Below are 15,878 nucleotides of genomic sequence, written 5' to 3'. Positions count from 1 at the left end.
CGTGGCTCTCATGACCGAGACGACCGACCTCGACGCAGCGCCCCCCGGCCTCCGCCCCGAAGGCCTGGACGCCCACCTCGTCGTCGACCGCGGCACCTTCCGCCTGGACGTCACACTCACCGTCGCCCCCGGGGACGTCGTCGCCCTGCTCGGCCCCAACGGCGCCGGCAAGACCACGGCCCTGCGCGCACTGGCCGGGCTCACCCCCCTCACGTCGGGTCGTCTACGGCTGGACGGCACCCGGCTGGACGCCATGCCGCCCGAGTCCCGCCCGGTCGGCGTCGTCTTCCAGGACTACCTGCTCTTCCCGCATCTGACCGCCCTGGACAACGTCGCCTTCGGCCCGCGCTGCCGGGGTGCGAGCAAGGCCGAGGCCCGTGCCCAGGCCGCCGAGTGGCTGGACCGTATGGGCCTGGCCGACCACGCCGGCGCCAAACCCCGCCGTCTCTCCGGTGGCCAGGCCCAGCGCGTGGCCGTGGCCCGGGCCCTGGCCACCCGGCCCCGGCTGCTGCTCCTGGACGAACCCCTCGCCGCGCTCGACGCCCGCACCCGTCTGGAAGTGCGCGCCCAGCTCCGGCGCCACCTCGCCGAGTTCGAGGCCGTGGCCGTCCTCGTCACGCACGACCCGCTGGACGCCATGGTGCTGGCCGATCGCCTCGTCGTGGTCGAGCACGGCCACGTCGTCCAGGAGGGCACGCCCTCCCACATCGCCCGCCACCCCCGCACGGACTACATCGCCCGGCTCGTCGGCCTCAACCTCTACCGGGGACGGGCCGAGGGCCACACCGTCCGGCTCGACGCGGGCCCGGCCATCACGACCGCGGAAGAGCTCTCCGGTCCGGCCTTCGTGGCGTTCCCGCCCGGCGCCGTGACGCTGTACCGGGAACGCCCCACCGGCTCCAGCGCCCGCAACCTGTGGCGCTGCGAGGTCGCCGGACTGGAGACGCACGGCGACCAGATCCGCGCGGACCTCACCGGCGAACTCCCCCTGACCGCCGACCTCACCACGGTCGCCGCGGCCGAACTCGACCTGCATCCCGGCGCCCCGGTATGGGCGACCGTCAAGGCGACGCAAACGCACGCATACCCGGCTTAAGAAACACACCGGGCTACCGTGCCCCCATGAGCCTGAGCATCCGCAACCAGCTCCCCGGCACCGTCACCGCCGTCACGCCAGGCGAGGCCATGGCAACGGTCAGGGTCCGCCTCACCGGCGGCCAGGCCCTCACCGCGGCGATCACCCGCGAGGCGGCGGACGACCTATCTCTCGCGCCTGGTACCGCCGTGCGCGCCCTAGTGAAGTCGACGGACGTCTCGCTGGCCACAGCACCCGTCGAGGGCCTGTCCATCCGCAACCGGCTCCCCGGCACGATCACGCACATCGCGACCGGCGACGCCATGGCGTCCGTCCAGGTCACCGTCGAGGGCGGCGAACTGACCGCCGCGATCACCAGGGACGCCGCGGACGACCTCGCCCTGTCGGCCGGTACGCCCGTCGTCGCCCTGATCAAGTCGACCGAGGTGTCCCTCGCCGCCGAATGACGGGAGGGACCCCGCACCGCGGAGCCCCTCCCTACGACCCGGCCGGCAGATCAGTCCTCGTACGCGTCCAGCGGCGGGCAGGAGCAGACCAGGTTCCGGTCGCCGAAGGCCTGGTCGATGCGGCGCACCGGCGGCCAGTACTTGTCGGCGACCGAGACACCGGCCGGGAAGACGGCCTCCTCACGGCTGTAGGCGTGCTCCCACTCCCCGGCGAGCGTCCCGGCGGTGTGCGGGGCGCCCCGCAGCGGGTTGTCGTCCGCGGGCCACTCGCCGGATCCGACCTTCTCGATCTCCGCGCGGATGGCGATCATCGCCTCGCAGAACCGGTCCAGCTCGGTCAGGTCCTCCGACTCGGTCGGCTCGATCATCAGCGTCCCGGCCACCGGGAACGACATCGTCGGCGCGTGGAAGCCGTAGTCGATCAGCCGCTTGGCGACGTCGTCGACGCTCACCCCGGTCGCCTTGGTCAGCGGCCGCAGGTCGATGATGCACTCGTGGGCGACCAGCCCGCCGGGGCCGGTGTAGAGCACCGGGTAGTGCGGCTCCAGCCGCTTGGCGATGTAGTTGGCGCTGAGCACCGCGACCTGCGTGGCCCGCTTCAGCCCCTCGCCGCCCATGAGCCGGACGTACGCCCACGAGATCGGCAGGATGCCGGCGGAACCCCACGGCGCCGCGGAGATGGGACCGACACCCGTCCCCGGCCCCGCCTCGGGCTGGAGCGGGTGGTTCGGCAGGTACGGCGCGAGGTGCTCACGCACCGCCACCGGACCCACGCCGGGACCACCGCCGCCGTGCGGGATGCAGAAGGTCTTGTGCAGGTTCAGATGCGAGACGTCCCCGCCGAAGTGCCCCGGCTTGGCGAGCCCGACGAGCGCGTTGAGGTTGGCCCCGTCGACGTAGACCTGCCCGCCCGCCTCGTGCACCTGGCCGCAGATGTCGGCGACGTGCTCCTCGAACACGCCGTGGGTGGACGGGTACGTGATCATCAGTACCGCCAGCTCGTCGCGGTACTGCTCGATCTTCGCCCGCAGGTCCTCGACGTCGATCTCACCGTCATCGGCCGTCTTCACGACGACGACCTTCATGCCTGCCATCACCGCGCTGGCGGCGTTGGTCCCGTGCGCGGACGACGGGATCAGGCACACGGTGCGCTGCTCATCGCCGTTGGCCCGGTGGTAGCCGCGTACGGCGAGCAGACCGGCCAGCTCGCCCTGCGACCCGGCGTTCGGCTGGAGGGACACCTTGTCGTACCCGGTGACCTCGGCGAGACGGTCCTCCAGCTCGTGGATGAGCGTGAGGTAGCCCCCGGCCTGCTCGGCGGGCACGAAGGGGTGCAGCTGCCCGAACTCGGGCCAGGTGACCGGCTCCATCTCCGTGGTCGCGTTGAGCTTCATGGTGCAGGAGCCCAGCGGGATCATGCCCCGGTCGAGCGCGTAGTCGCGGTCGGCCAGCCGGCGCAGGTAGCGCAGCATTGCGGTCTCGGAGCGGTGCTGGTGGAAGACGGGGTGTGTCAGGTACTCGTCGGTCCGCAGCAGCGCGTCCGGAAGCCCGTCCCCGGTGGCCGCGTCCAGCGCCTCGACGACACCCTCGACGCCGAAGGCGGCCCATACGGCACGCAGCTGGGCCCGCGTGGTGGTCTCGTCGCAGGCGATCGAGACGTGGTCGGCGTCGACGAGACGGAGGTTGACCCCGTTCTCCTGCGCGGCGGCCACGACGTCGGCGGCCCGGCCCTCGACGCGCACGGTCAGCGTGTCGAAGTAGGAGCCGTGCACGACCTCGACACCGCCGTTCGCGAGCCCGGCGGCGAGAACCGTGGCGTACCGGTGGGTGCGTCGCGCGATGCCCTTCAGGCCCGCCGGTCCGTGGTAGACGGCGTACATGCCGGCCATGACGGCGAGCAGCACCTGGGCGGTGCAGATGTTGCTGGTGGCCTTCTCACGGCGGATGTGCTGCTCACGCGTCTGGAGCGCCAGCCGGTACGCCTTGTTCCCGTCGGCGTCCACGGAGACGCCGACGAGCCGCCCGGGCAGGCTGCGCGCCATCTTCTCCTTGACCGCCATGTAACCGGCGTGCGGGCCGCCGAAGCCCATCGGCACACCGAAGCGCTGCGTCGTCCCGACGGCGATGTCCGCGCCGAGCTCACCGGGCGACTTCAGCAGCGTCAGCGCGAGAAGATCGGCTGCGACGGTGACGAGCGCCCCGAGCTCGTGCGCCTGGTCGATGACCGGCTTGATGTCCCGTACGGCTCCGGATGCGCCCGGGTACTGGATCAGCACGCCGTTGATCTCGCGCTCGGCGATCTCGGCGGGGATGCCCTCGCCGAGGTCGGCGACGACGACCTCGACGCCGGTCGGCTCGGCCCGGGTCTGGATGACGGCGATGGTCTGCGGCAACGCGTCCGCATCGACCAGGAACAGGCCCTTCTTGTTCTTGCCGAGGCGCCGCGACAGCGCCATGGCCTCGGCGGCCGCGGTGCCCTCGTCGAGCAGGGAGGCACCGGAGGTCGGCAGTCCGGTGAGGTCGGCGACCATGGTCTGGAAGTTGAGCAGCGCCTCGAGCCGCCCCTGCGAGATCTCCGGCTGGTACGGCGTGTAGGCCGTGTACCAGGCCGGGTTCTCCATGACGTTGCGCATGATGACCGGCGGCGTGAACGTGCCGTAGTACCCGAGTCCGATCATGGAGCCGAGGACCTGGTTGCGGTCGGCGAGGGAGCGCAGCTCGGCGATCACCTCGGCCTCGCTGCGGGCGCCCGGCAGGTCCAGCGCCTCGGCGCTCTTGATCACGGCCGGGACCGCGGCGGCCGTGAGCTCGTCCAGCGAGCCGTAGCCGACCTGCGCGAGCATCTTTGCGCGGGCCTCGTGGTCGGGGCCGATGTGGCGCTGCTCGAAGGGAACTGCCTCTTCGAGCTCGGAGAGCGGAATGCGATGGGCGGTCATTTGCGGAGGCCTCCTGGTCTGACACGACCTTCGAGGGGCACCACGGCACGGGTACCCGAACGGCCTCCCCCTCTGTCATCTCGACCTGAGAGCTTCACCGGATCGCCCGAAGGCCTCCGGCTTTCACCGTCGGTGAGAGCGGAAGCCGTCGACACCCGCCCTGCTTTCCAGAGTGACCTCGTCCATGCGGTACGTGAGCCTGAGAGATTCCGGGGAGGATTTGCTCCTTCGGCGCCTCCGATGGTGCCTGGAGGACTCTCCCGCACGGGGTCAGCAGCCGCTGCCAGCGTACCAGCGCGGTCAACGCACGAACCTTCGAGTGGCCGCCGCCCCGATTGTGCCGTTTTGTAGTGCCTACGGATGAGTTGCGACCATGTGGAGGGCCCGTGCGAACCGATATCGATCCGCGCAACCTGATCGGCCGCAAGGCGTTCGACCGCAACGGAACCAGGATCGGCACGATCGACGAGGTCTACCTCGACGACGCCACCGGCGAGCCGGAGTGGGCGGCCATACGGACCGGCCTGTTCAGCAGGGACGCTTTCGTCCCCCTCGAGCCGAGCGAACTGATCGACGGCGCCCTCCACGTGCCCTTCGACCGAGCCCTGATCAAGGACGCCCCCGACTTCGGCGTGGGCCGCCACCTCTCCCCGGAACAGGAACTCCAGCTCTACCACCACTACGGCCTGGACGTCGCCGCGCCTCCCCCGCTCGACGACCAGGACCTCGGCAGACTGGCAGGCACGGACGAGACGGCCTGAAGCCCGACAACCCGTCCAGCTGTCTTGCCGTCGTGCCGTCTAAGGGGCAGCGGACCGCAGCCCCACAGCTCCCGACCCACCCTCCGGCTCGCGGCTCTCCTCCGGTCTCGCTAACACCAGCGGCAACGGATCCGCCGGCTCCAGATCCGGATCGTCGACCCGGAAGGTCCGCACCCGCCCGGGCTCCGACCCGGGCGTCTCGAACCGCACCGTGACCCGCCCCAGACCGCTCCCCTGCACCCACCCGTGCCCGAACTCCGCATGCCGTACGTCGTGCCCGGCGGGCCACCGCCGCTCGGCGAGCGCCGGCTGCTCCTCGACGGGCGCCGCGGCAGGCTCCTCGACCGGCCCCTGCGCCTGCGCCCGCTCCCCCGCCGCCTGCGCGAAGAGATCCTCCTGCGTGTAGTCGGCGAGCCCGCTGACACCCACCCCGAGCAGCCGCACACCGCCCGTGGTGTCGACCGAGTCCAGCAACCGGGCCGCCGCCTCACGGATCACCCCGGGATCGTCCGTCGGCCCGCGCAGCGTCTCGGACCGGGTGAGCGTCGAGAAGTCGTACCGCCGCACCTTCAGCACGATGGTCCGCCCGGACAGCCCGGCCCCGCGCAGCCGCCGCACGCACCGGTCAGCGAGCCGCTGCACCTCGAGACCGACCCGCACCCGGTCGTGAATGTCCACGTCGTAGGTGTCCTCGACCGACACCGACTTCGCCTCCCGCTCCGCCACGACAGGCCGGTCGTCCCGCGCCAGCGCCATGGCGTAGAGCCCGTGCCCGTGCGACTTTCCCAGCAGCCGGACCATCTCGTCCTCGCCCGCCTCGACGATCTCCTCGATCGTGGTGATCCCGGCCCGCCGCAGATGGTCGCCCGTCGCCGGCCCGACCCCCGGCAGTGTCCGCACCGACATGGGCCCGAGCAGCGCCCGCTCGGTGCCCGGCTCGATCACCACCAGCCCGTCGGGCTTGGCCTGCTCCGAGGCGATCTTCGCGAGCATCTTGGAGGCGGCCAGCCCGACCGACCCCGTCAGTCCGGTGACGGCCCGTATGTCCGCGCGCAGCTGCGCCCCGACCAGCCGCGCCGACTGCTCGTCCCAGGCCGCTCCCCCGGCCTCCAGGTCCACGAACGCCTCGTCCAGGCTCAGCGGCTCCACCAGCGGCGACAAGGCCTGCAGTAGCTCCATCACCCGCTCGCTGATCGCCTTGTAGAACCCGAAGCGCGGCACGAGATACGCGGCGTTGGGCGCGAGCCGCCGGGCCTGTCCCATGGGCATCGCCGAATGCACCCCGAAGACCCTCGCCTCGTACGACGCCGTGGCCACGACGCCACGCGGCCCCAGCCCGCCGACGACGACGGCTTTCCCGCGCAGACTCGGCTTGGACGCCTGCTCCACCGAGGCGAAGAAGGCATCCATGTCGAGATGCAGGATCGTGGGCGCGGTTCTCACGATTCCGATGCTGCCCTACGCCACTGACAACGCCTCGGACAACCGCCCTGACGCCCCCGGGAGAAACCGCTTGCAGCCCGGCGCGGAAACGTCCCGCCTGCAACGGTCACAGGGGCACCACACTGCCGGACGACTCAGACGGCCCTGTTCCGCCGTCGCGCCAGCTCGTCCGCCGGGTTGGACCCGACCAGCGTCTCGCCGGTGTCGATCCGCTCCCCGTGCAGCTGGGACAGCGCGCTCTCGACATCCCGCCACACCACGCCCACGGCGATCCCGAAGACCCCCTGGCCCCCCTGGAGCAGGGCGTGGACCTCGTCCGGCGAGGTGCACTCGTAGACCGTGGCTCCGTCGCTCATCAGCGTCATCCGCTCCAGGTCGCGGAAACCGCGTTCCCTGAGGTGCTGGACGGCCGTTCGGATGTTCTGGAGCGACACCCCGGTGTCGAGGAACCGCTTGACGATCTTCAGGACGACGACGTCCCGGAAGCTGTAGAGCCGCTGCGTCCCCGACCCGTAGGCGGGGCGCACGCTCGGCTCGACGAGGCCGGTGCGGGCCCAGTAGTCCAGCTGCCGGTAGGTGATACCGGCGGCCGCGCAGGCCGTGGGGCCGCGATAGCCGATCTGCTCGGACGCCATGGACGTCGTCCCTCCGCTGCTCGGCACGGCCGTCGGTCGCTGCGGAGCGTGATCAGCCGCGCCGCCGGGCTGGGGACACGCCCCGCTCGCGCGGAGCCGTGAGCCCGGGGGAGGGTACGGACCGCTCGCCCTGAGACTGCGCTCGGGGCCGCCCCCAGCCGTACCGTCGCCGCTGCTTCTCACGCCGACCTCCGTCCTTGACCTGCCTTCTCGACGGTAGGCAGTCACCAGGGGTGCGTCAACGATCGCCACACTCGCCACGCCGAGTGATAATCACCCTAAGAGTGGTTTCCCGTGCCCCACCGCGGGGAAAGGCTAGCCGAATGCCTTCGAGTCGGGCCGCGTGACGCTCTCACTCGCCTCCCGCACATACGGGCATTTCGCCCGTCACACATGCGGCGGGCGACCCTGCCGCGGACCACTTCGTCCGCCGGGCCGCCCACAGGCCTCACCGACCGCTGATGCCCCGGCCATCCGGCTCTGACCGTAATCCGGGGCTCACTGGCTGCTGCTGCCGAAGTCCTCCGGGGAGATCTGGTCGAGGAACTCGCGGAATTTCTCCACCTCGTCCTCCTGCTCGTCCGGGATCGCGATTCCGGCGTCGTCGAGCACCGTGTCACTGCCGTAGATCGGCGTCCCGGTGCGCAGGGCCAGCGCTATGGCGTCGGACGGGCGGGCGCTCACCTCGACGCCGCTGGCGAAGACCAGCTCCGCGTAGAAGACGCCCTCACGCAGGTCCGTGATGCGCACTTCCGTGAGCTCCTGACCGACGGCCTCCAGCACGTCCTTGAACAGGTCGTGGGTCAGCGGCCGCGCAGGAGCCATGCCCTGCTGGGCGAAGGCGATCGCCGTCGCCTCCCCCGGTCCGATCCAGATCGGGAGGTAACGGTCGCCCCCCACTTCACGCAGTAGCACGATCGGTTGGTTGGAGGGCATTTCCACCCGGACACCTACGACATCGAGCTCGTTCACACAGCAACCCTAGGCCGTGCCCGGGACGTTTGGGTAGTCGGGCCGGGATCGGGCGCCTGATCCGGCCCTGCGAACGGCCCCGTCTCAGGGCAGCCGCACGCCGAGCGCCGTCTGCACCAGCGCGGCATGCAGCTTCACGGTGAGCCCCGCGAGCTCCTTCGTACGGGCCTGTGCATGAGCCCTGGTCTGCGGGTTCCGGTGCCGCTTCAGCGGGGCCACCACCTGGTCCACGAGCCCGGCCTCGCGATCGGCGGCGGCCTTCATCACCCGCAGGTGGCGCGGCTCGATCCCGAACCGCCCCAGCTCGGCGATCAGCGAGGCCACCGTGACCGCCTCCGCGTCGTACACCCCGTCCTCCAGTGGGGTGACGAGCCCGTACGACTCCCACTCCCTGAGCTCCTCCTCGCCGGCACCGGCGGCGGCGAGCAGCTCCTCGCGCCCGATCCTGGCCGCCGTGGGCGCCTCGGGGGACTCGGGCACCGTGTCGCCGTCACGATGACGGCTCAGCGCCGGCAGTTGGACTGCCTCGCCGCGCTCCATGGCCTCCAGGTGCTCGCGGATCACCTTCAGGGGCAGATAGTGGTCTCGCTGCATCCTCAGGACGTGGCCGAGACGCTCGACGTCGTGCGCGCTGAACTTGCGATACCCCGACGGGGTCCGCTGCGGCTCGATCAGCCCCTCCGCCTCCAGGAAACGGATCTTGGAGATGGTGACTTCGGGAAACTCGTCGCGCAGCACGTTCAGCACCGTGCCGATGCTCATCAGCCTGTCCGTGGCGGCGGCGCCGTGCCCGGCACCGCCGCTCGGTGTTTGAAGCATGGACCTTCCCTGACGGACGGACCTGCGCGGGGGTCCCCGGACGGACTCCGGTCAGTAGCCCCGCTGGCTGGCGTAGAAGACCAGCCGGTACTTGCCGATCTGCACCTCGTCACCGTTGTTCAGGGCGACCTGGTCGATCCGCTCGCGGTTCACGTACGTGCCGTTCAGGCTGCCCACGTCGGCCACGGTGAACGAGCCGTCCTGGCCGCGACGGAACTCCACATGCCGCCGGGAGACCGTCACGTCGTCCAGGAAGATGTCGCTCTGCGGATGACGCCCGGCCGTGGTCAGATCGCCGTCCAGCAGGAAGCGGCTGCCAGAGTTCGGCCCGCGGCGCACGACCAGGAGCGCGGAGCCCAGCGGCAGCGCGTCGACGGCAGCCTGCGCCTCGGGGGACAGCGTCGGCATCGGCGTCTGGCCGGTGGTCTCGCTGTCGTAGGCCTCGAGACCGGAGATGGAGATCGTGGAGGTCGTCTCGGACGGACGCTCCGCCGCCGCCCCGGCCCGCAGCGGCGCGCCACAGTTGGAGCAGAAGCGGCTGTTCTCCGCGTTGCGGTTACCGCACCTCGTACATACCAGGGCCGACATCGGATCCTCCTGCCGCGGCTGCCCACCGGGGGCATTGGACGCATACGGGTCGGGAAACCCTCCACCCGCACTTGAGGTTGACGGTTGCCCGAAACCTATGCCGCCGGGCTGCGCAGGGTCAACCGACGGCGCGCCCTGACCACCGGAAACGTCACCGCCCGGACCACCGACCTGGTCCCGGAACAGCGGCCGCTGGCCCTCCGCGTCAGGCTGTGCGCGATGGCGAGCGGTCGCGTTGTCGCTACCCTCTCGCGCGCTCTTGCCGAACAACTTCGCAAACAACTTCACGGGCGATTCCCCTTGACCGAAACAGACCCGCCCGTGGGGCAGGACGAACCCTGACTGAACACTCTGGCCGACCCGGACATCCTGACAACGTCCGTCTGCACCAGACAGTTTCCACCACGCACCACCCATTCGGTGCGCCGACCCCCCGCAACCTCATGCCCTCGCCGAACGCCGCCCATGCACCCCCGGTTCACTGGGAGGACGACCGAGCGTAGTCAGGCCGCTTCACCGCCCGCAAGGCGTCCACAACGATCTTGGTCGACCGCTCGATGGTGACCGTGGCCTGTTCCTTCTCGAGAGTCTGCACCACGCCTCCGGGGATGTTGAGCGCCGGCTCGAGGTCCTGCGGCTTGCCGATGACCTTGAAACGATAGGGCGCGTTGATCTTGTTCCCGTCGACGCTCACACCCTTGCCGGAGTCCGTCAGATACGTGCCTGCGACGACCCGCACGCCGTTCACCTGTATCGCCTCGGCACCCGCCGCGCGCAGCTCCTGGATCGCGTCGAGCAGCATGTCCGCCTCGACCGTCCCCTTCGTGTCCTCGATGGTCATGGTGATGCCGGGCCCCTGCGCGGCCACGGTGCCCGCCAGGATGCCGAGTTGCCTCTCCTTCTCGATGGTCTGCCTCCGGGCCTCCTCGGCCTGGTCCGAGCTGTTCTCCAGCTCGTCGCGCTGCTTCTCGAGGCCCTGCTTCTCGTCCTCAAGACGCTGCGTACGGTCATCCAGTTCATCGAGGATGCGGACAAGATCTTCCTGACGCGCCCCGCGCAGCGCGCTGTCACTGTCGCTGTTCGAGGCCACCTGCACGGCCAGCCCGAACCCGAGGCCGAACAGCAACAGCGCGACGATGAGTTGGGCCCGTGAGACCCGCGGCGGCCACAGCCCCTGCACCAGCCGCTGCCGACCGGTCAGCTGCGGCTCGGCCTCAGGATCAGGCTCGGAGGCCGCCTCCGGTTCGGGTTCCGGTTCCGGTTCCGGGGTGTCCTGGGCGGCGGGCACCGGCGCGGACACCTCTTGGGGCAGTTCCTTGCGCAGCCTGCTGCCGGACTCGCCGCTCCCGTCGCGCTGGTCCGCGGGCGAGTCGCCGTTCTCCTCGGGGCGCTTGTCGTCGTGCTCGCTCATCGGCCTCACGCCCGGAACACGTGCCGGCGGATCGCCGCGGCGTTGGAAAAGATCCGGATACCGAGGACGACCACCACACCGGTGGACAGCTGGGCACCCACGCCCAGCTTGTCACCCAGGAACACGATCAACGCGGCCACCACCACGTTCGACAGGAACGACACCACGAAGACCTTGTCGTCGAAGATGCCGTCGAGCATGGCCCGCAGGCCGCCGAAGACGGCGTCGAGTGCCGCCACGACAGCGATCGGCAAATACGGCTCGACCACCGCCGGAACCTCAGGCCGGACCAACAGGCCGGCCACGACTCCCACGACGAGGCCCAGTACGGCGATCACGATGTGCCCTTCTCGCTCTTGTCAATGCTCGGCTGTGCTATACGTACGATCACACTCGGTGCGGCAGGCAGCCGGAGGTCCTCCTCCACGGAAATGCCTGTCCTGATGCCGTAGCTCTCCTGGAGCGCGTTCAGATACAGCCCGTCCGCGCTGTTCTGGAACCGAGTGCTCAGCCCCTGCCCGTCCCCCACCGCGAGCACCGTGTACGGCGGCACCAGCGGCTTGTTGTCGACCAGTATCGCGTCCCCCGCGGCCCTGATCGCGGACAGTGCGGTCAGCCGCTGCCCGTTGATCGAGACGGCCTCGGCTCCCGACTCCCACAGCCCGTTGACCACGCGCTGCATGTCCCGGTCGCGCACCCGGCCGGTGTCGGCGAAGCCGGTGGTATCGCGCGGGTCGCCGTCACCGCCCGTGCCGACGTCCTTGGCGTCGTTCACCACGAGCTTCACACCGGGGCCGTGCACCGCTGTGGCGCCCGACAGGATGCCCACGATCTCGGACTCGGCGCTGCCACCGCTGTGCTTCAGCGCCTCCCGCTGTCGCGCGCTCACGTCCTCGCGCAGCCGGTCGACGGAGTCCTCCAGCTTGTCCGCCGCCTCGGCCTCCCGGTCGATCCGGTCGACCAGCTCCTCGCGCTCCTTGGCGACGACCGGAGCGGCGACCCGCGCCTGCGCTGCTCCCACGGTCACGACGAGGGCCGCGAGCACCAGGCCGGCGGCAAGCCCCAACTTCGCCCTGAGCGTCTTCGGCATGCCACCGTCGCCCGCGGCCTTCTTCCGCGCGGCGGCCTCGGCGTATCCGTCGTCGAGGCTGTGGTCCATGACGTTGGTGATCAACGACATGGACGCGTCCGGGCGCCTGGGCCGCGTCGGTGTGCTCCGAATGGGGGGTTGCTGCGGCATGCCGCACATCGTCGCACGTCGCGGCCACTACCTCCGAACGGCCCCACCGGCGTGCCGGACAGGCCCCCTTGGGGACACTTGTCCGGCACGCACGCGTGCAGTCCGTTCTACCGGCCGGCGCTGTCCACGACCGCCGACCACTCGTCCAGCAGGGCCTGCGCGGAGGCGTCGTCCGGCCCCTCCGCCCACAGGTGGGTGACGGCCTCGGCCGGGTCGGGCAGCACCATCACCCAACGGCCGTCCGTCTCCACCACACGCACGCCGTCCGTGGTGTCCACGAACCGGTCTCCGGCCGCCTCGACGACCCGCCGCATCACGAGCCCCTTGACGGCCCACGGAGTCGCCAGGTCCCGCTTGAGTACGTGCGCCCGCGGAATCCGCGCGTCGATCTGGCTGAGCGTGAGCTGCGTCCGCCCCACGAGCCCGATGAGCCGTACGAAGGCCGCCGTGGCGTCGTACACGCTGCTGAACTCGGGGACGATGAAGCCGCCCTTGCCGTCGCCGCCGAAGATCGTCCCTTCCTCACCACCAACGCGCGTGAGGTCGTCGGGAGACGTGGTCGTCCACTCGACCTGGGTCCCGTGGTACGCCGCCACCTGCTCGGCGATCCTGGTCGTGGTCACCGGCAGCGCGACCCGGCCGCTGCGCCGCTCGGCGGCGACGAGATCCAGCATCACGAGCAGCGCCCGGTCGTCCTCGATGATGCGCCCCTTCTCGTCGACGAGGGACAGCCGCTCACCGACGGGATCGAACCGCACGCCGAACGCGGCCCCCGAGGACGCCACGATCTCCCCGAGACGCACCATCCCCGACCGCCGCATGTCGGCCGTCTCCGTCGGCCTGGACTCGTCGAGACCCGGGTTGATCGTCAGCGAGTCGACACCAAGCTTCCCCAGCAGACTGGGCAGCACGAGTCCCGCACTTCCGTTGGACGCGTCCACGACCACCTTCAGGCCGGACTCCGCGATCCCGGTCGTGTCGACGTTCCGCAGCAGCGACCCGGTGTACGAGTCGAAGACACTCGCCGGGAAGTGCAGATCACCGATCTCCCCGGGAAACGCACGCCGGTACTCCTGCCGCGCGAACACCCGGTCCAGCTTCCGTTGGCTGCCCTGGGACAGGTCCGCGCCCTGCCCGTCGAAGAACATGATGTCGACGGAATCCTGCACCCCGGGCGTGGTACGGATCATGATCCCGCCGGCACTGCCACGCGCCGTCTGCTGCCGGGCCACCGGCAGCGGCACGTTCTCCAGGTCCCGTACGTCGATGGCGCTGGCCTGCAACGCGGAGATCACCGCCCGCTTCAGCGCGCGGGCACCACGCGAGTGGTCGCGGGCCGTGGTGACGGTCGAACCCTTTTTCAGGGTGGTCGCATAGGCACCGGCCAGCCGTACCGCCAACTCCGGCGTGATCTCCACATTCAGGATTCCGGACACACCCCGGGCGCCGAAGAGGTGCGCCTGTCCCCTGGATTCCCAGATGACCGAGGTGTTGACGAAGGCGCCGGCTTCGATGGTCTTGAACGGATAGACCCGCACATTGCCCTGAACGATCGATTCTTCACCGATCAGGCACTCATCACCGATGACCGCCCCGTCCTCGATCCGCGCCGCACGCATGATGTCGGTGTTCTTTCCGACGACGCAGCCGCGCAGATTGCTTTGCGGCCCCACGTAGACGTTGTCGTGGACGACGGCCTTGTGCAGAAAAGCGCCGCTCTTGACGACCACGTTGGAGCCCACGACGGTGTGCTCACGGATTTCGGCGCCGGCCTCGACCTTGGCGTAGTCCCCGATGTAAAGCGGACCGCGGAGCACGGCGTCGGGATGGACCTCGGCCCCTTCGGCGACCCACACCCCGGCGGAGATCTCGAACCCGTCGATGTCGACGTCGACCTTGCCCTCCAGGACGTCGGCCTGCGCCTTCACATAGCTCTCGTGGGTGCCGACGTCCTCCCAGTACCCCTCGGCGACGTAGCCGTAGATCGGCTTGCCTTCCTTCATCAACTGCGGGAAGACATCGCCGGACCAGTCGACGGGCACGTCGGGTTCGACGTAGTCGAAGACCTCGGGCTCCATCACGTAGATGCCGGTGTTCACGGTGTCGGAGAAGACCTGGCCCCAAGTGGGCTTCTCGAGGAAGCGCTCCACCTTGCCTTCCTCGTCGACAATGGTGATGCCGAATTCCAACGGATTGGGCACACGCGTCAGACAGACCGTGACCAGGGCGCCCTTTTCCTTGTGGAAATTGATGAGCTCGGTGAGGTCGAAGTCCGTCAGTGCATCGCCGGAGATGACAAGGAAGGCATCGTCCTTCAACGCCTCTTCGGCATTCTTGACGCTTCCGGCGGTACCGAGTGGCTTCTCCTCATTGGCATAGGTGAGCTCCATACCGAGCTCTTCGCCGTCACCGAAGTAGTTCTTGACGAGCGAGGCCAGGAACTGGACAGTTACGACTGTTTCGTTGAGCCCATGCCTTTTCAGCAGCCGCAGCACATGCTCCATGATCGGGCGGTTGGCCACGGGCAGGAGCGGCTTGGGCATGCTTGAGGTCATGGGGCGAAGGCGCGTGCCTTCGCCTCCGGCCATCACGACGGCCTTCATGTCGGAAGCGTCCTCCTCTAAGAGACGACGGTCTAGCCGACTTCCCCCGCCAGGATTGTCCCGCACTTTTCCACGTCGGGCCATCGGGCCGCATCAGTGGGACCAATCCGCGAGTTCAATCGGCCATGGTGTCCGCACGGACCAGGCGGCGGACTTGTACCACGTAGAGGACTCCTGCCCACCAGTACAGCGTTGTACCCCACCCGGCGAACGCCCATCCGAAAATAGCAGCCAGTGACGAGATCCAACCGCTCCCGTCACTGAGCAGGAGCAGCGGGAAGGCATACATCAAGTTGAAGGTGGCGGCCTTGCCGAGGAAGTTCACCTGGGGCGGCGGATAGCCGTGCCGGCGGAGGATGCCCACCATCACCAGCAGAACCAGCTCCCGCGCCAGAAGTACAGCGGTCAACCAGAGAGGCAGAATCTCGCGCCAGGTGAGGCCGACCAAAGTCGAAAGAATGTAGAGCCGGTCGGCCGCGGGATCGAGGAGCCGCCCCAGGCTGCTGATCTGGTTCCAGCGCCGCGCGAGCTTGCCGTCCAGGTAGTCACTGATGCCGCTCAGGGCCAGTACCAGAAGGGCCCAGCCGTCACTCTGGGGCCCTCCGAACTCAGGCCGCAGAATCAGCCACAGGAAGAGGGGCACGCCGACGAGGCGCGCCATGCTGAGGATGTTCGGGATGGTGAGCACACGGTCCGTCTGGACGCGAGTCTCCTGAACCTCCACCCGGGGGCCTCCTGTGGGAAACGTTCTAACGATGCTCCCTGACCTTACCTCAACGCAAAAAAGCTCTGGCTCTCGGGCTGTGCGCCCAAGAACCAGAGCTCTAAAAGGAGTTCGGCGGCGTCCTACTCTCCCACAGGGTCCCCCCTGCAGTACCATCGGCGCTGTAAGGCTTAGCTTCCGGGTTCGGAATGTAACCGGGCGTTT

General features: G+C 69.5%; 14 protein-coding genes, 1 rRNA gene and 1 riboswitch. Of the genes, 3 read left to right on the top strand and 12 right to left on the bottom strand.

Going from position 1 to position 15,878, the window contains the following annotated elements; translation table 11 throughout:
• Positions 1-10: 10 nt before the first annotated feature.
• Together ACIBNA_RS27575 and ACIBNA_RS27570 are read left to right on the top strand one after the other, a co-directional pair.
• Complete coding sequence (locus tag ACIBNA_RS27575) at positions 11-1,096, top strand: ABC transporter ATP-binding protein (protein WP_399167893.1); 1,086 nt, start codon at positions 11-13, stop codon at positions 1,094-1,096.
• A gap of 26 nt (positions 1,097-1,122) precedes the next feature.
• On the top strand, positions 1,123-1,542 hold the full coding sequence (locus tag ACIBNA_RS27570) for a TOBE domain-containing protein (RefSeq protein WP_399167892.1): 420 nt from the start codon (positions 1,123-1,125) through the stop codon (positions 1,540-1,542).
• Between the two features lie 50 nt (positions 1,543-1,592).
• On the opposite strand, the gene gcvP is transcribed toward ACIBNA_RS27570, so the two are convergent.
• Positions 1,593-4,478 (bottom strand): aminomethyl-transferring glycine dehydrogenase, encoded by a 2,886-nt coding sequence (gene gcvP, locus ACIBNA_RS27565; protein WP_399167891.1) that lies wholly within the window; start codon positions 4,476-4,478, stop codon positions 1,593-1,595.
• Between the two features lie 177 nt (positions 4,479-4,655).
• A riboswitch (glycine riboswitch) is annotated at positions 4,656-4,751 on the bottom strand.
• A gap of 113 nt (positions 4,752-4,864) precedes the next feature.
• On the opposite strand from gcvP, the gene ACIBNA_RS27560 reads away from it, so the two are divergent.
• The gene (locus tag ACIBNA_RS27560) at positions 4,865-5,239 is read left to right on the top strand and encodes a PRC-barrel domain-containing protein (protein WP_399167890.1); all 375 of its coding nucleotides are present in this window, start codon (positions 4,865-4,867) and stop codon (positions 5,237-5,239) included.
• 39 nt (positions 5,240-5,278) lie between these two features.
• Here ACIBNA_RS27560 and ACIBNA_RS27555 read toward each other — a convergent pair whose 3' ends face one another.
• The 11 genes from ACIBNA_RS27555 to rrf all read right to left on the bottom strand — a co-directional run.
• Complete coding sequence (locus tag ACIBNA_RS27555; protein WP_399167889.1) at positions 5,279-6,682, bottom strand: DNA polymerase IV; 1,404 nt, start codon at positions 6,680-6,682, stop codon at positions 5,279-5,281.
• Positions 6,683-6,816: 134 nt separating this feature from the next.
• A complete protein-coding gene (locus ACIBNA_RS27550; protein ID WP_399167888.1) occupies positions 6,817-7,500 on the bottom strand; it encodes a MerR family transcriptional regulator in 684 nt (227 codons plus the stop codon).
• 315 nt (positions 7,501-7,815) lie between these two features.
• Positions 7,816-8,289, bottom strand: coding sequence for a bifunctional nuclease family protein (locus ACIBNA_RS27545; RefSeq protein WP_003988851.1), 474 nt, complete (start codon positions 8,287-8,289; stop codon positions 7,816-7,818).
• A gap of 84 nt (positions 8,290-8,373) precedes the next feature.
• Positions 8,374-9,108: a MerR family transcriptional regulator gene (locus tag ACIBNA_RS27540; protein WP_399167887.1), complete on the bottom strand. Its 735-nt coding sequence runs from the start codon at positions 9,106-9,108 to the stop codon at positions 8,374-8,376.
• A 51-nt stretch (positions 9,109-9,159) separates the two neighbouring features.
• A complete protein-coding gene (locus ACIBNA_RS27535; protein WP_399167886.1) occupies positions 9,160-10,113 on the bottom strand; it encodes an FHA domain-containing protein in 954 nt (317 codons plus the stop codon).
• A 61-nt stretch (positions 10,114-10,174) separates the two neighbouring features.
• Positions 10,175-11,107, bottom strand: coding sequence for a DUF881 domain-containing protein (locus ACIBNA_RS27530; RefSeq protein ID WP_399167885.1), 933 nt, complete (start codon positions 11,105-11,107; stop codon positions 10,175-10,177).
• 5 nt (positions 11,108-11,112) lie between these two features.
• Complete coding sequence (locus ACIBNA_RS27525; protein WP_003988855.1) at positions 11,113-11,445, bottom strand: small basic family protein; 333 nt, start codon at positions 11,443-11,445, stop codon at positions 11,113-11,115.
• Positions 11,442-12,356 (bottom strand): DUF881 domain-containing protein, encoded by a 915-nt coding sequence (locus ACIBNA_RS27520; RefSeq protein WP_399167884.1) that lies wholly within the window; start codon positions 12,354-12,356, stop codon positions 11,442-11,444. Before ACIBNA_RS27520 ends, ACIBNA_RS27525 begins: the two co-directional genes overlap by 4 nt.
• 98 nt (positions 12,357-12,454) lie before the next feature.
• The gene (locus tag ACIBNA_RS27515; RefSeq protein ID WP_399167882.1) at positions 12,455-14,950 is read right to left on the bottom strand and encodes a sugar phosphate nucleotidyltransferase; all 2,496 of its coding nucleotides are present in this window, start codon (positions 14,948-14,950) and stop codon (positions 12,455-12,457) included.
• A 115-nt stretch (positions 14,951-15,065) separates the two neighbouring features.
• The gene (locus ACIBNA_RS27510) at positions 15,066-15,674 is read right to left on the bottom strand and encodes a CDP-alcohol phosphatidyltransferase family protein (protein WP_399167881.1); all 609 of its coding nucleotides are present in this window, start codon (positions 15,672-15,674) and stop codon (positions 15,066-15,068) included.
• 109 nt (positions 15,675-15,783) lie between these two features.
• Positions 15,784-15,878 (bottom strand): 5S ribosomal RNA (gene rrf / locus ACIBNA_RS27505); the annotation flags it as partial.

The sequence above is a fragment of the Streptomyces sp. NPDC050164 genome, assembly GCF_044459945.1.
Taxonomy (GTDB): Bacteria; Actinomycetota; Actinomycetes; order Streptomycetales; family Streptomycetaceae; genus Streptomyces; species Streptomyces coeruleorubidus_A.
The sequence above is the reverse complement of the archived record's forward strand: the minus strand, read 5'-3'. Positions and strand labels throughout refer to the sequence as shown.

Coding starts and splice junctions, on each gene's coding strand:
- ACIBNA_RS27540 (WP_399167887.1), bottom strand. CDS start 9,108: ATGCTTCAAACACCGAGCGGCGGTGCCGGGCACGGCGCCGCCGCCACG.
- ACIBNA_RS27535 (WP_399167886.1), bottom strand. CDS start 10,113: ATGGGTGGTGCGTGGTGGAAACTGTCTGGTGCAGACGGACGTTGTCAG.
- gcvP (WP_399167891.1), bottom strand. CDS start 4,478: ATGACCGCCCATCGCATTCCGCTCTCCGAGCTCGAAGAGGCAGTTCCC.
- ACIBNA_RS27520 (WP_399167884.1), bottom strand. CDS start 12,356: ATGTGCGGCATGCCGCAGCAACCCCCCATTCGGAGCACACCGACGCGG.
- ACIBNA_RS27530 (WP_399167885.1), bottom strand. CDS start 11,107: ATGAGCGAGCACGACGACAAGCGCCCCGAGGAGAACGGCGACTCGCCC.
- ACIBNA_RS27515 (WP_399167882.1), bottom strand. CDS start 14,950: ATGAAGGCCGTCGTGATGGCCGGAGGCGAAGGCACGCGCCTTCGCCCC.
- ACIBNA_RS27575 (WP_399167893.1), top strand. CDS start 11: ATGACCGAGACGACCGACCTCGACGCAGCGCCCCCCGGCCTCCGCCCC.
- ACIBNA_RS27570 (WP_399167892.1), top strand. CDS start 1,123: ATGAGCCTGAGCATCCGCAACCAGCTCCCCGGCACCGTCACCGCCGTC.